General features: G+C 65.1%; 11 protein-coding genes and 1 riboswitch. Of the genes, 7 read left to right on the forward strand and 4 right to left on the reverse strand.

Going from position 1 to position 14445, the window contains the following annotated elements; translation table 11 throughout:
• Positions 1 to 5 precede the first annotated feature (5 nt).
• From B2W55_RS02245 to B2W55_RS02255, 3 genes are all read right to left on the reverse strand, one after another.
• Positions 6 to 719: an ABC transporter ATP-binding protein gene (locus tag B2W55_RS02245; protein ID WP_024581730.1), complete on the reverse strand. Its 714-nt coding sequence runs from the start codon at positions 717 to 719 to the stop codon at positions 6 to 8.
• On the reverse strand, positions 716 to 1513 hold the full coding sequence (locus B2W55_RS02250) for an ABC transporter ATP-binding protein (RefSeq protein WP_024581731.1): 798 nt from the start codon (positions 1511 to 1513) through the stop codon (positions 716 to 718). Before B2W55_RS02250 ends, B2W55_RS02245 begins: the two co-directional genes overlap by 4 nt.
• A 69-nt stretch (positions 1514 to 1582) precedes the next feature.
• Positions 1583 to 2449: an IclR family transcriptional regulator gene (locus B2W55_RS02255; protein WP_024581732.1), complete on the reverse strand. Its 867-nt coding sequence runs from the start codon at positions 2447 to 2449 to the stop codon at positions 1583 to 1585.
• Positions 2450 to 2630: 181 nt separating this feature from the next.
• Here B2W55_RS02255 and B2W55_RS02260 point away from each other — a divergent pair, with 181 nt between their 5' ends.
• The 6 genes from B2W55_RS02260 to B2W55_RS02285 all read left to right on the forward strand — a co-directional run bounded on the left by B2W55_RS02260 (position 2631) and on the right by B2W55_RS02285 (position 11344).
• On the forward strand, positions 2631 to 4727 hold the full coding sequence (locus tag B2W55_RS02260; protein WP_024581733.1) for a 3-hydroxyacyl-CoA dehydrogenase NAD-binding domain-containing protein: 2097 nt from the start codon (positions 2631 to 2633) through the stop codon (positions 4725 to 4727).
• 175 nt (positions 4728 to 4902) lie between these two features.
• Positions 4903 to 6588: a dicarboxylate--CoA ligase PimA gene (gene pimA, locus B2W55_RS02265; protein WP_024581734.1), complete on the forward strand. Its 1686-nt coding sequence runs from the start codon at positions 4903 to 4905 to the stop codon at positions 6586 to 6588.
• Positions 6585 to 7772 carry an acetyl-CoA C-acyltransferase gene (locus B2W55_RS02270; RefSeq protein ID WP_024581735.1) on the forward strand — a complete coding sequence of 396 codons (1188 nt, stop codon included), beginning with the start codon at positions 6585 to 6587 and terminating at the stop codon, positions 7770 to 7772. Before pimA ends, B2W55_RS02270 begins: the two co-directional genes overlap by 4 nt.
• Positions 7773 to 7938: 166 nt before the next feature.
• Positions 7939 to 9129 carry a pimeloyl-CoA dehydrogenase large subunit gene (pimC, locus tag B2W55_RS02275; RefSeq protein WP_024581736.1) on the forward strand — a complete coding sequence of 397 codons (1191 nt, stop codon included), beginning with the start codon at positions 7939 to 7941 and terminating at the stop codon, positions 9127 to 9129.
• Positions 9130 to 9291: 162 nt separating this feature from the next.
• Positions 9292 to 10437, forward strand: coding sequence for a pimeloyl-CoA dehydrogenase small subunit (gene pimD, locus B2W55_RS02280; protein WP_024581737.1), 1146 nt, complete (start codon positions 9292 to 9294; stop codon positions 10435 to 10437).
• 133 nt (positions 10438 to 10570) lie between these two features.
• Positions 10571 to 11344, forward strand: a complete 774-nt coding sequence (locus B2W55_RS02285; RefSeq protein WP_024581738.1) for an SDR family NAD(P)-dependent oxidoreductase — start codon at positions 10571 to 10573, stop codon at positions 11342 to 11344.
• Between the two features lie 149 nt (positions 11345 to 11493).
• On the opposite strand, the gene B2W55_RS02290 is transcribed toward B2W55_RS02285, so the two are convergent.
• Positions 11494 to 12702 (reverse strand): O-succinylhomoserine sulfhydrylase, encoded by a 1209-nt coding sequence (locus B2W55_RS02290; protein WP_024581739.1) that lies wholly within the window; start codon positions 12700 to 12702, stop codon positions 11494 to 11496.
• Between the two features lie 76 nt (positions 12703 to 12778).
• A riboswitch (SAM riboswitch) is annotated at positions 12779 to 12858 on the reverse strand.
• 133 nt (positions 12859 to 12991) lie between these two features.
• Here B2W55_RS02290 and B2W55_RS02295 point away from each other — a divergent pair.
• Positions 12992 to 14098, forward strand: coding sequence for a 2'-deoxycytidine 5'-triphosphate deaminase (locus B2W55_RS02295; protein WP_024581740.1), 1107 nt, complete (start codon positions 12992 to 12994; stop codon positions 14096 to 14098).
• Positions 14099 to 14445: the final 347 nt, after the last annotated feature.

The raw sequence follows: 14445 nt of genomic DNA on the forward strand, positions 1-14445 counted from the left end.
GCTCCTCAGTAGCCGAGATAGGATTTGCGGACGTCTTCATTGTTCGCGATGTCCTTGGCATTGCCCGACATCACGATCCGTCCGGTTTCGATCACATAGGCCTGGTCGGCGAGCTCGAGCGCGAGCTGCGCATTCTGCTCGACCACCAGGATGGTCACCTTCTCTTCGCGATTGATCTTGCCGAGGATCCGGAACAGGTCGCGCACGATCAGCGGCGCGAGGCCGAACGACGGTTCGTCGAGCAGCATCAGGCGCGGCCGCAGCATCAGCGCGCGCGCCACCGCGAGCATCTGCTGCTCGCCGCCGGACAGCGTGCCGGCCTGCTGGGTATAGCGCTGCTTGAGCACCGGGAAGTGCTCGTACATCCGCTCGATGTCGGTGCCGATCGCGCCCTTGTCGGAGCGGCTGATGGCGCCGAGTTGCAGATTTTCCTCCACCGTCATGTTGGTGAAGGTGCCGCGGCCCTGCGGCACATGGGCGATGCCGAGGCGGACCACGTTCTCGGTGGAACGGGTTCCGATCGGCTTGCCGTCGAACTCGATCGCGCCGGTCGAGCGCACCATGTTGCAGATCGCCCGCAGCGTGGTGGTCTTGCCGGCGCCGTTGGCGCCGAGCAGCGTGGTCAGCGAGCCTTCGTTGAGCGAAAAGGTGAGGCCGTGCAGGGCCTGGACCTGGCCGTAATAGGCGCGCAGGTCCTTGACGTTGAGCATCGTGGTCATTGGTCCTTGCTCCCCAGATAGGCCTTGATGACGTCGGGGTCGGCCTGGACCTGGGCCGGCGTGCCTTCGGCGAGCTTGCGGCCGAAATTGAGCGCGACGACGTGGTCTGCGATCGACATCACGAGACCCATGTGATGCTCGACCAGCAACACCGTAATTTTACGGTCATCGCGGATTTTGCGGATCAGGTCGCCGAGCACATAGACTTCCTCGTGATTGAGGCCGCCGGCCGGCTCGTCGAGCAGCAGGATCTTTGGGTCTGCGGCCAAAGCGCGCGCCAGCTCGACACGCTTCTGGGTGCCGAACGGGAGTCCCGAAACCACAGTGTGGGCGACGTCCTCGAGATCGAGATAGCCGAGGATGTCGTGCACCTTCTTGTTCATGTCGTTCTCGCCGCGGCGAACCCAGGCGAGGCGCAGCGAGTCGCTGACGATGTCGCTCGAGGTGCGCGCATGCGCGCCGACGCGGACGTTGTCGATCACGGAAAGATTGGGAAACAATGCGACGTTCTGGAAGGTGCGGCCGATGCCGATCTCGGCGATCCGGTGCGGCGGCCGTGTCAGGATGCTCTTGCCTTCCATCAGGATGTCGCCGGACGACGGCTGATAGAGCCGCGACAGGCAATTGAACAGCGTGGTCTTGCCGGCGCCGTTCGGGCCGATCAAGCCGAGGATCTGTCCACGGCGCATGTCGAACGACACGCCGTTCAATGCGATGATGCCGCCGAACACGACGCTGACGTCGCGAACCGCGAGCAGGGGATCGTTCCCCTGCGCGAGCTGTGCCTGCGTCATCTCGTCTCGCCCGCCGTCTTCGAGCGGTGCGAGCGGCCCTGCGATGGACTTCGCCGGACGTGATGGAGGCTATCTGATCCCCTCGGCCAAACGTGCAACTTTCCCTCCTACTCTGGTCTTTTTGCTTTGTTCTTTTTTGGATTGCGGCGCTATCCCACCGAGCGCCTGCTCGATGTTTCTTACCATCGCCACAAGACGAGGTCCAATGTCGTTGAGCAATCGGTCTTCCGTGAAGCGGAATGCCGGTGCGCCGCAATTGAAGGCATAGGGACCGGTCCCGTCATTCAGTCTCAACGCAACACCGACCGCGGCGACGTCGTTCTGCCAATCGCCGGTGGACATCGTGAAGCCATGCTTCGCAACCGTCTCGCCGGAACGCTCGATGCCATCACGCATCTTGGCCCAGCGGCTGCCATAGTGATCCCGCAGCTCGCGCAATAATGCCGCACGATCGTCGGGTGGCAATGCCCAAATATAGGCACGTCCCATCGCTGTGGTTGCGATCGGCACCCGCGAGCCGACGTCGAGTTGCACGCCGAGCGCCAGGCCGTTCCGGCTCTGCCCGAAATAGATCATGCTGTGGCGGTCGCGGCCGCCGACCGCGACGGCGCCGCCGGTCGCGCGCATCACTTCTTCTCGATACGGCTCGGACAAATGCCGAACGCCGAGATTGGCGAGCGCGGCGTAGCCGAGCGCCATCGCCGACGGCGCGAGCTGGTACTTCTCGAATTTCGGTACAGGTGTAAGGTATCCCAACTTGGTCAGTGTGTATGTCAGTCGGGAAATGGTCGGCTTCGGTAACTTGGTGCGGGCTGCAATCTCCTGATTGCCGAGCAGGCCGTCATTGGGTTGAAATGCGCGCAGAACGTCCAGTCCGCGGGAAAGCGCGACGACGAAATTGCGATCGGTCGCTACTTTCTTGCCGGCGCGCTTCATTGCCGATCCTTGTCCTACCCTTGTCATGCTCGTTGACAAGGCTCGTGCTTCAAAATAACCCTCCGTGTCAAGACGTGGAATTAAATTTCGCAGTGCGAAATTGGTCTAATCGCAGCGGTTCGACGCAGGTCGTGCAGCTACTCAACACAAGTTCAAGAACAAGCATCCAGGGAGAGTCCCGGTGAGTGAAGTCGTCAAGCTCGAACGTCATGACAATATTGCCGTCGTCACGGTTAACAGCCCGCCCGTGAATGCGCTCAGCGCCGCGGTGCGCGGCGGCATCTTCGAGTGCATGAAGAGCGCGATCGATGACGCGCAGGTGCAGGGCATCGTGCTGACCTGCGCCGGCCGTACCTTCATCGCCGGCGCCGACATCACCGAATTCGGCAAGCCGCCGAAGCCGCCCGGTCTCGCCGAAGTGCTGAGCCTGATGGAAAGCTCGCCGAAGCCGATCGTTGCCGCGATCCACGGCACGGCGCTCGGCGGCGGCCTCGAGGTTGCGCTGGCCTGCCACTATCGCGTCGCCACCAAGGACGCCAAGCTCGGCCTGCCCGAGGTGAAGCTCGGCCTGCTGCCGGGCGCCGGCGGCACCCAGCGCCTGCCGCGCGCGGTCGGCCCGGAGCTCGCGGTCAAGATGATCGTCGGCGGTGATCCGATCGGCGCCGATGCGGCGCTCAAGGCCGGCCTGATCGAGGAGATCGTCGAAGGTCCGGCGTCGGGCGGCGTGGCGTTCGCGCGCAAGGTGGTCGCCGAGAAGCGTCCGCTGCGCAAGCTGCGCGATGATGACTCCAAGCTCGCGGCGGCGAAGGCCGATCGTTCGATCTTCACCAATGCGGTCGCCGCGCTGACCAAGAAGTCGCGCGGCCTCGAAGCGCCGTTCGCCGCTGCCGACGCCGTCGGCGCCGCGATCGACCTGCCGTTCGACGAGGGCCTGAAGAAGGAGCGCGAAGGCTTCCTCAAGCTGATGAATGGCGATCAGTCGAAGGCGCAGCGCTACGCCTTCTTCGCCGAGCGCGAGGCGGCCAAGGTCGCCGGCGTTCCCGAGGGCACCAAGGGCCGCAACGTCGCGCGCGTCGCCATCCTCGGCGCCGGCACCATGGGCGGCGGCATCGCGATGTCGTTCGCCAATGCCGGCATTCCGGTCACGCTGATCGAGACCGGCGAGGAGCAGCTCAAGCGCGGCATGGGCATCATGCAGAAGAACTACGAGGCGACCGCCGCGCGCGGCGGCATCCCGGCGGACGCGCCCGCCAAGCGCATGGGGCTGATCAACGGCGTCGTCGGGATCGAGAACGTCGGTGACGCCGATCTGGTGATCGAGGCCGTGTTCGAGACCATGGCGGTCAAGAAGGAAGTGTTCGGCAAGCTCGATCAATACGCCAAGCCGGGCGCGGTGCTGGCCTCCAACACCTCCTATCTCAACATCGACGAGATCGCGCAGTCGACCAAGCGTCCGCAGGACGTGCTCGGCATGCACTTCTTCTCGCCGGCCAACGTGATGAAGCTGTGCGAGATCGTGCGCGCCGACAAGACCGCGCCCGATGCGCTGGTCACCGCCGTGTCGATCGCCCGCAAAATTGCAAAAGTGCCGGCCGTGGTCGGCGTCTGCGACGGCTTCGTCGGCAACCGCATGCTGGCGCAGCGCGGCAAGCAGGCCGAGAAGCTGTTGTTCGAAGGCGCGCTGCCGCAGCAGGTCGACGCCGTCGTCACCAAGTTCGGCATGCCGATGGGCCCGTTCGCGATGGGCGATCTCGCCGGCCTCGATATCGGCTGGCGCTCGCGCAAGGACCGCGGCATCAAGTCGGAGATCGCGGACGCGCTGTGCGAGGCCGGCCGCTTCGGCCAGAAGACCGGCAAGGGCTACTACAAGTATGAGCAGGGCTCGCGCGCGGCGTTGCCCGATCCGGAGGTCGAGAAGCTGATCGACGAGACGCTGGCGCGCCTCGGCCGCAAGAAGCGCGTCGTCAGCGACGACGAGATCCTCGAGCGCATGATGTACCCGATGATCAACGAGGGCGCGAAGATCCTCGCCGAGGGCATCGCGGCGCGTCCGTCCGACATCGACGTGGTCTGGCTCTATGGCTATGGCTGGCCGATCTATCGCGGCGGCCCGATGTTCTGGGCCGACAGCGTCGGCCTCAAGCACATCGCCGATCGCCTGGCCTTCTATGCCAAGGAGACCAACGATCCCTCGCTGGAGCCGGCGCCGTTGCTCCGGAAGCTCGCCGACGAAGGCAAGACCTTCGCCTCGCTCGCCGCGGCGTCGAAGGCGGCGTGATTGGCTTCCTGGCTACGGACTCGCTGGTAGGGTTCCCTCCCCCCTTGTGGGGGAGGGTGAGGGAGAGGGGTGGCCGCATCGGGACTGCCCGAGTGGTACCCCTTCCCCCAACCCCTCCCCGCAAGGGGGAGGGGAGCCCGCGCAGCGGGGTCACCTCACGGATGCAAGACCTTTCATGACCTATCCCGGCGAACAATATTATCCACCCGGCGTGAAGTGGAGCGACGAGATCACGCGCGGCACGCTGCCGGATCTGCTCGCGACCGCGGCCGCAGAATTCGGCACCCGCCCGGTGCTCGAATTCCGCGACCGGCCGATCAGCTACGGCGAGCTGGAAGCCCTGGTCGAGACCGCTGCCGCCGCCTTCATGCGGGCCGGCTACGGCAAGGGCACGTCGGTTGCGCTGTTCCTCGGCAATTCGCCTGACCATCCGATCAATTTCTTCGGCGCGTTGAAGGCCGGCGCCCGCGTCGTGCATCTGTCGCCGCTCGACGGCGAGATCGCGCTGTCGCACAAGCTGTCCGATTCCGGCGCGCGCGTGCTGGTCACCAGCAATCTCTCGGCGCTGCTGCCGACCGCGCTGAAGTTTCTCGACAAGGGTCTGCTCGACCGTCTGATCGTTTGCGAGGACGACAATTGGGGCAAGGTCGGCACGCCGCAGACCGCGCTGCCCGACAATCCCGGGATCATCACGCACCGGCAGTTCATCGAGGGCGTGACCAAGCCGTCGCAATGGCCGGCCGTCGACGTCGAGGACGTCGCGCTGCTGCAATACACCGGCGGCACCACCGGCCTGCCCAAGGGCGCGATGCTCAGCCACGGCAATCTCACCGCGGCGGTGTCGATCTACGACGTCTGGGGCAAGCCCGGGCGGCTCGAACGCAACGCGATCGAGCGCGTGATCTGCGTGCTGCCGCTGTTTCACATCTACGCGCTGACCGTCGTGCTGCTGTCGGTGATCCGGCGCGGCCATCTGATCTCGCTGCATCAGCGCTTCGATGTCGAAGCCGTGATGCGCGACATCGAGGTCAAGCGCGCGACGGTGTTTCCGGGCGTGCCGACGATGTGGATCGCGATCGCCTCGCTGCCCGATCTCGACAAGCGCGATCTGTCTTCGCTGGTGGTTGCCGGCTCCGGCGGCGCGCCGCTGCCGGTGGAGGTCGCCAAGATCTTCGAGCGCCGCGTCGGCATGAAGCTAAAGAGCGGCTGGGGCATGACCGAGACCTGCTCGCCCGGCACCGGCCACCCGAAGGACGGACCGGAGAAGCCGGGCTCGATCGGGCTGATGCTGCCCGGCATCGAGATGGACGTGGTGTCGCTGGAGGATTCCACCAGGGTGATGCCGGTCGGCGAGGTCGGCGAAATCCGCATCCGCGGCCCGAACGTCACCAAGGGCTACTGGAACAGGCCGGCGGAGACCGCAGAGGCCTTCGTCGGCGACCGCTTCCTCACCGGCGACATCGGCTACATGGATGCCGACGGCTATTTCTACCTGGTCGACCGCAAGAAGGACATGATCATCTCCGGCGGCTTCAACGTCTATCCGCAGATGATCGAGCAGGCGATCTATACCCATCCCGCCGTGCAGGAGGTGATCGTGATCGGCATTCCCGACGATTACCGCGGCGAGGCGGCGAAGGCCTTCATCAAGCTGCGCGACGGCCAGCAGCCGTTCTCGAACGACGAACTGCGCGCCTTCCTCACCGGCAAGCTTGGCAAGCACGAATTGCCGGCGGCGGTCGAGTTCGTCGACGAGCTGCCGCGTACCCCGGTTGGCAAGCTGTCGCGTCACGAACTGCGCCAGCAACAGCCCAAATCATCTCCATCCACCCAACAACAGACTACAGGATCCCGTTCATGACCGACGCCGTTATCGTCTCCACCGCCCGCACGCCGATCGGCAAGGCCTATCGCGGCGCGCTCAACGCCACCGAAGGCGCGACCTTGCTCGGTCACGCGATCGGCGAGGCGGTGGCGCGCGCCAAGGTCGATCCGAAGGAGATCGAGGACGTCGTGATGGGCGCGGCGATGCAGCAGGGCGCGACCGGCGGCAACATCGCGCGCAAGGCGCTGCTGCGCGCCGGCCTGCCGGTGACGGTCGCCGGCACCACCATCGATCGTCAGTGCGCTTCCGGCTTGCAGGCGATCGCGCTCGCCGCGCGTTCGGTGATCTTCGACGGCGTCGAGATCGCGGTCGGCGGCGGCGGCGAGTCGATCTCGCTGGTGCAGAACGACAAGATGAATGGCTTCCATGCCCAGGATCCGGCGCTGCTCAAGATCAAGGGCGAGGTCTACATGCCGATGATCGACACCGCGGAGATCGTCGCCAAGCGCTACAACATCTCGCGCGAGAGGCAGGACGAATATGGCCTGGAGAGCCAGCGCCGCACCGCGGCCGCGCAGCAGGGCGGCAAGTTCAAGGACGAGCTCGCGCCGATCACCACCATGATGGCGGTGACCGACAAGGCGACCGGTGCCGTCACGATGAAGGAAGTGACGCTGTCGCAGGACGAAGGTCCGCGGCCCGAGACCACGGCCGAAGGGCTCGCCAGCCTCAAGGCGGTGCGCGGCGAGGGCTTCACCATCACCGCCGGCAATGCCAGCCAGCTGTCGGACGGTGCCAGCGCCTCGGTGATCATGAGCGACAAGGAAGCCGCCAAGCGCGGGCTCAAGCCGCTCGGCATCTTCCGCGGCTTCGTCTCCGCCGGCTGCGAGCCGGACGAGATGGGCATCGGCCCGGTGTTCGCGGTGCCGCGGCTGTTGAAGCGCCATGGCCTCACGGTCGACGACATCGACCTCTGGGAGCTCAACGAGGCGTTCGCGGTTCAGGTGCTGTACTGCCGCGACAAGCTCGGCATCGATCCGGAGAAGATCAACGTCAATGGCGGCGCGATTTCGGTCGGCCATCCCTACGGCATGTCGGGTGCGCGGCTCACCGGCCACGCGCTGATCGAGGGCCGCCGCCGCAAGGCCAAGTATGCCGTCGTGACCATGTGCGTCGGTGGCGGCATGGGCGCGGCCGGGTTGTTCGAGGTGTTGCAGTAATCCACCGTCGTCCTGGCGAAAGCCAGGACCCGTACCCCGCGGCCGGGGTGAGGGGCACAGACGGTAGTCGCCTTCGCAAGACAACGAAGGCCGGTGGTAATGGGTCCTGGCTTTCGCCAGGACGACAACGAAACAAGGCGTTAGATTTCGCTCAAAGGAGGATCCGATGGATCTCGCTTTCACCAAGGAAGAGATAGCGTTTCGCGAGGAGGTGCGGGAGTTCTTCAAGAACAACGTGCCGCCGGAGACACGGCGCAAGCTGCAGGAAGGCCGTCATCTGTCGAAGGACGAGATGGTCACCTGGTGGCGCATCCTCAACAAGAAGGGCTGGGGCGTCACCCATTGGCCGAAGGAACATGGCGGCACCGGCTGGACCACCGTGCAGCACTACATCTTCAATGAGGAGTTGCAATCCTATCCGGCGCCGCAGCCGCTCGCCTTCGGCGTCAGCATGGTCGGCCCGGTGATCTACACCTTCGGCAACGAGAAGCAGAAGAAGGAATACCTGCCGCGCATCGCCAATGTCGACGACTGGTGGTGCCAGGGCTTCTCGGAGCCGGGCTCGGGTTCGGACCTCGCTTCGCTGAAGACCACGGCCGAGCGCAAGGGCGACAAGTGGATCATCAACGGCCAGAAGACCTGGACCACGCTGGCCCAGCACGCCGACATGATCTTCTGCCTCTGCCGCACCGACAAGAACGCGAAGAAGCAGATGGGCATCTCCTTCATCGTGTTCAGCATGAAGTCGAAGGGTGTCACCGTGCGCCCGATCCAGACCATCGACGGCGGCCACGAGGTCAACGAAGTGTTCTTCGACGACGTCGAGGTGCCCTACGAGAACCTGATCGGCGAGGAGAACAAGGGCTGGGACTACGCCAAGTTCCTGCTCGGCAATGAGCGCACCGGCATTGCCCGGGTCGGCGTCTCGAAGGAGCGGCTGCGCCGCATTCGCGCGCTGGCCTCCAAGGTCGAGTCCGGTGGCCGTCCCGTGATCGAGGATCCGGCGTTCCGCGAGAAGCTCACCGCCTGCGAGATCGAGCTGAAGGCGCTCGAGCTGACCCAGCTCCGCGTCGTCGCCGACGAGGGCAAGCACGGCAAGGGCAAGCCCAACCCGGCCTCCTCGGTGCTCAAGATCAAGGGCTCGGAAATCCAGCAGACCACGACCGAGCTCCTGATGGAGATCATCGGCCCGTTCGCCGCGCCCTATGACGAGCACGGCGATGCCGGCTCCAACGAGAGCATGGATTGGACCGCGCAGATCGCGCCGAGCTACTTCAACAACCGCAAGGTCTCGATCTACGGCGGCTCCAACGAGATCCAGCGCAACATCATCAGCAAGGCCGTGCTGGGGCTGTAGGCCACACATTCAGCTGTCGTCCCCCGCCTGGTGCGGGGGACCCAGTACGCCGCGGCGGCCGTCATTCGCAATGAACGCCGCCGAGTACTGGATCCCCGCTTTCGCGGGGACGACGAGTGGAGATCAGGGCAAGTGCCCTCGTGATTTTGGAGAGATGGTAAAATGGATTTTGATCTGTCCGAGGAGCAGCGGCTTCTCAAGGAAAGCGTCGACGGGTTGCTGGCGGATGCCTACGACTTCGATGCACGCAAGAAGTACATGAAGGAGAAGGGCGGCTGGAGCAAAGCGCTCTGGGGCAAGCTCGCCGAGCAGGGCCTGCTTGGTCTGCCCTTCGCCGAGACCGACGGCGGCTTCGGCGCCGGCGCGGTCGAGACCATGATCGTGATGGAAGCGCTCGGCAAGGCGCTGGTGGTCGAGCCATATCTCGCGACCGTGGTGGTCGCCGGCGGCTTCCTGCGCCATGGCGGCTCGGCCGAGCAGAAGGCCAAGTACATCCCGGGCATCATCGACGGCAGCAAGACCTTCGGCTTCGCCCAGCTCGAGAAGAACTCGCGCTACGATCTGTTCGACGTCGTGACCACGGCCAAGAAGAAGGGCGACGGTTGGGTGATCGACGGCGAGAAGTTCGTCGTGCTCAACGGCGAGAACGCCGACACGCTGATCGTGACCGCGCGCACCAAGGGCGGCCAGCGCGACAAGAGCGGCATCGGCGTGTTCCTGGTCCCGGCCGATGCCAAGGGCGTCACCAAGAAGGGCTATCCGACCCAGGACGGCCTGCATGCGGCCGACATCACCTTCACCAATGTCGAGGTCGGTGCGGACGCTGCGATCGGCGATCCCGAGAACGGCCTGCCCCTGATCGAGCGCGTCGCCGATGAAGCCCGCATTGCGCTGTGCGCGGAAGCGGTCGGCGCGATGGATCAGTCGCTGAAGGACACCGTCGAGTACATCAAGACCCGCAAGCAGTTCGGCGTCGCGATCGGCTCGTTCCAGAGCCTGCAACACCGCGCCGCCGACATGTTCGTGGCGCTGGAGCAGGCCCGCAGCATGTCGATGTTCGCGACCATGGCGTCGGATTTCAGCGATGCCAAGGAGCGTGCGTCGGCGGTCGCGGCCGCCAAGGTGCAGATCGGCAAGTCGCTGAAGTTCGTCGGCCAGCAGTCGATCCAGCTGCATGGCGGCATCGGCATGACCATGGAAGCCAAGATCGGCCACTACTTCAAGCGGCTGACCATGATCGAGAACACGCTCGGTGATACCGACTACCACCTCCGTCGCGTCAGCGAGGGCGGCGGGTTGCTGGCGTAAGTCTCAACTGTCATTCCGGGGCGTCGCAAAGCGGCGAGCCCGGAATCCATTTCACCACCAATGATGCGGCCCAATGGATTCCGGGTTCTCGCTTCGCGAGCCCCGGAATGACGGAGCCGGGGAGGCAACAACAATGAAAAACACCCCGTTCGATCTCACCGGGCAGGTCGCCGTCATCACCGGCTCGAGCCGTGGCATCGGCCGCTCCTCGGCCGAGTTGCTGGCCAAGCTCGGCGCCAAGGTTGTGGTCTCGTCGCGCAAGGCGGATGCCTGCCAGGAGGTCGCCGACGGCATCAAGAAGGCCGGCGGCGACGCGCTCGTCATTCCCTGCAACATCGCGCGCCGCAACGAGGTCGAGGCGCTGGTCTCCGGCACGATCAAGCATTACGGCAAGATCGACATCCTGGTCTGCAACGCCGCGGTGAATCCGTATTACGGCCCGCTGCTCGACATCACGGACGAGGCCTTCGACAAGATCATGGGCTCCAACGTCAAGAGCAACATCTGGCTCTCCGCGCTGGCGATCCCGCAAATGGCCGAGCGCGGCAAGGGCTCGGTCGTCATCATCTCCTCGATCGGCGGCTTGCGCGGCTCGACCGTGATCGGCGCCTACGGCATCTCCAAGGCAGCCGACTTCGCGCTGTGCCGCAGCCTCGCCGGCGAATGGGGCCCGAAGGGCGTGCGGGTCAATTGCGTCGCGCCGGGCCTGGTGAAGACCGATTTCGCCCGCGCGCTGTGGGAGGATCCGGACAATCTGAAGCGCCGCACCGCGTCGACGCCGCTCCGCCGCATCGGCGAGCCCGACGAGATCGCGGGTGCGGTGGCTTATCTCGCCTCCGATGCCTCCACCTTCATGACCGGCCAGACCATCGTGGTCGACGGCGGCGTCACGACGGCGGCGACGTAAAGTTCGCTCGCTTGACGGAATAGCGCTCGATCGCCCACAATTTCGTCATGCCCGGCCTTGTGCCGGGCATCCACGTCTTTGGCGGTTGCTGCGAGCAAGACGTGGATGGCCGGGACAAGCCCGGCCACGACAAGTCTTTCGCATCAGCCTCAGACCTGCTCCAGCGCGCGCTGGAAATCCTCGATCAGATCGTCGGGATGCTCCAGCCCGGCCGAGAAGCGGATGAAGCCCTCGCTGATGCCGAGTTCGGCACGGGCCTCCGGCGCCAGGCGCTGATGCGTCGTGGTGGCGGGGTGCGTGACCAGGCTCTTGGCGTCGCCGAGATTGTTCGAGATGCGCGAGATCTTCAGCGCGTTGAGGCAGCGGAAGGCGCCAGCCTTGCCGTCCTTGACCTCGAAGCCGACCAGCGTCGAGCCGGCGCCCATCTGCTTCTTCACCGTCGCGGCCTGCGGATGATCGGCGCGGCCGGGGTAGACCAGCCGGGTGACCTTCGGATGGCTCGCCAGCGCCTCGGCGATCTTCGCCGCGTTCTCGGTCTGGGCGCGGACGCGGACGCCGAGCGTCTCCAGCCCCTTCAGCAGCACCCAGGCGTTGAACGGCGACAGCGACGGGCCGGTCTGGCGCATGAAATTGTGGATGTGCTCGGCGATGAAGGCCTCCGACGACAGGATGATGCCGCCGAGGCAGCGGCCCTGGCCGTCGATATGCTTGGTCGCCGAATAGACCACGACGTCGGCGCCGAGCGACAGCGGGCTCTGCCAGATCGGGGTCGCGAACACGTTGTCGACGATCAGCCGGGCGCCGCCACTATGCGCGATCCTGGCGATCGCGCCGATATCGAGCACGTCGAGCGTCGGGTTGGTCGGGCTCTCCAGGAAGAAGGTCTTGGTGTTCGGCCGCAACGCGCGCTGCCACTGGTCGAGGTCGAGCCCGTCGACCAGCGTCGTCTCGATGCCGTAGCGCGGCAGCAAATCCTGCACGACATAGAGGCAGGAGCCGAACAGCGCCTTCGACGCCACCACGTGATCGCCGGCCTTCAGCGGGGCGAGGATCGCGGTGGTCACCGCGGCCATCCCGGTCGCGGTCGAGCGCGCGGCCTCCGCGCCCTCGAGCTCGATCATGCGGCGTTCGAACATCGCAATGGTCGGGTTGGAATAGCGCGAATAGATGAAGCCGGGATCCTGGCCCTTGAAGCGCGCCTCGCATTGCTCGGCGCTGTCGTAGACATAGCCCTGGGTGAGAAACAGCCCTTCCGACGTCTCCCCGAATTGCGAGCGCAACGTGCCGCCATGGACCAGGCGGGTTTCGGGACGGAAGCGGGCGGTATCCTTGGATTCAGAAGACTTGGATTCAGACATGTGACCTCCGAAGTGGCCATTTCCTAGCGAAAACGGCCACAAAAAAACCGGCCTGGAGTAACCTCCACAGACCGGGATCACACTGTCCCCGGCCTGTTTAGCGACTTATTTAACGTGGCTGCAAGCCGGCCGGCTCAAATCACCACGGGATAAGTGCTGCTGATATTCCCTCGCGCCCTTTCCGTCAAGACGGTCATCGGATAACCCGTAAAAGCCTATATTTTGGGGCTTGATGGCCGCTCAGAGGTTGATTTTGGGCCATCTCAAGGGATCGCCGAGGGACCGCATCGTGTCGTTCACGCTGGAAGATGAATCCAACGGAATCCTGCCCGACCGCATGATCGCGGAGATGGCGGAGGCTGGCCTCATCCTGCCCGCCTATGATTTTGTCGAGAGCCAGATCCAGCCGGCGAGCCTCGATCTGCGGCTCGGCGACATCGCCTATCGCGTCCGCGCCAGCTTCCTGCCGGGACCGGACGCCACCGTCGCCGAGCGGATCGACCAGTTGAAGCTGCACGAGATCGACCTGTCCGACGGCGCGGTGCTGGAGACCAATTGCGTCTACATCGTCCCGCTGCTGGAGAGCCTGGCGTTGCCCCGGGAGATCGTCGCTGCGGCCAACCCGAAGAGCTCGACCGGCCGGCTCGACGTCTTCACCCGCGTGATCGCCGACGGCACCCGCCGCTTCGACATGATCGGCGCCGGCTATCACGGCCCGCTCTATGCCGAGATCTCACCAAAGACGTTTCCCGTCCTGCTGCGTGAGGGCTCGCGGCTCAGCCAGGTCCGCTTCCGGATCGGCGAGGCGACGCTGTCCGCCGACGAGCTCGATGCGCTGCATGCCGCCGAGCGGCTGGTCGATATCGACGATGCCGATCTCACCCATGGCGTCGCGCTGTCGGTCGATCTGTCCGGCGAGAGCTCGGGTGGCTTCGTCGGCTATCGCGCCAAGCGTCACACCGGCGTGGTCGATGTCGATCGCCGCGGCGGCTATGCCGTTGATGATTTCTGGGAGCCGATCAAGGCCCGGTCCGACGGCAGCCTGATCCTCGATCCCGGCGAGTTCTACATCCTGGCTTCGAAAGAGGCCGTGCAGGTGCCGCCGGACTACGCCGCCGAGATGGTGCCGTTCGATCCCTTGGTCGGCGAATTCCGCGTCCACTATGCCGGCTTCTTCGATCCCGGCTTCGGCTATGCCGGCGCCGGCGGCAAGGGCGCGCGCGCCGTGCTCGAAGTGCGCTCGCGCGAGGTGCCGTTCATCCTCGAGCATGGCCAGATCGTCGGCCGCCTGGTCTATGAACGCATGCTGGAGCGCCCCGATGCGCTCTACGGCCAGCGCATCGGCTCGAACTACCAGGCGCAGGGTCTGAAGCTCTCCAAGCATTTTCGCGTGTAGCGATCTCTCCCCGTCATCCTGAGGTGCGAGCCCAGCGGCGCAATTGCGCCGCAAGGCTCGCACCTCAGGATGACGGGATCGATAGTCCTTGACCCGGAAGCCCTCAAAGCATTCTCGCGTGTAATTCCGCGCGCCGGATTTCATGTCGCGAGATAACGTGATCTCGCCGTCATTCCCCGCTGTCATTCCCCGCGAAAGCGGGGAATCCAGTACGCCGCGGCCTCTCCATCGATAACGACCGTTTCTGGAATACTGGATCGCCCGATCGAGTCGGGCGATGACACCGAGTGTGGGTTGGTTGCACCGCCGCTTCGGCGATGACACATTCCGGCAAACAGCAAATCGGG

Origin of the sequence: Bradyrhizobium sp. UBA2491, from assembly GCF_002341725.1 — a bacterium.
Taxonomy (GTDB): domain Bacteria; phylum Pseudomonadota; class Alphaproteobacteria; order Rhizobiales; family Xanthobacteraceae; genus Bradyrhizobium.